The organism is Jeotgalibacillus marinus, assembly GCF_040801915.1.
Classification (GTDB): domain Bacteria; phylum Bacillota; class Bacilli; order Bacillales; family Jeotgalibacillaceae; genus Jeotgalibacillus; species Jeotgalibacillus marinus.
This window is the reverse complement of sequence record NZ_JBFMIA010000222.1, coordinates 1-253: the sequence shown is the minus strand read 5'-3', so window position 1 is coordinate 253 and position 253 is coordinate 1. Positions and strand designations below refer to the sequence as shown.

At 52.2% G+C, this 253-nt stretch carries 1 protein-coding gene; it reads right to left on the bottom strand.

Annotated features, from left to right (window positions below; genetic code table 11):
- The coding region (locus AB1471_RS19050) for a hypothetical protein (protein ID WP_367781018.1) at positions 1-253 on the bottom strand (253 nt) is incomplete at both ends.

The window sequence follows — 253 nt, the reverse complement described above, 5'->3', positions numbered from 1 at the left end:
TTCTTCTCCTTCCTTTCCTCTTCCTTCCCTCTTCTCTTTTCTTTTTCCTCCCTCCCCTCTTCCCCCTCTTCCCCCCTTTTTCTCCCCCTTTTCCCCCCCTTTTTCCTCCCCTTTCCCTCCCCCTCTCCCCCTCTTTCTTTCTCCCTTTCTCTCCTTTTTTCTCCTTCTCTTCTCTCTCTTCTCTTCTTCCTTTCTCTCCTCTTCCCCCCTCTTCCCCTCTTCTTCCTCCTCCCCTCTTTTTCCTCTCTCCCCT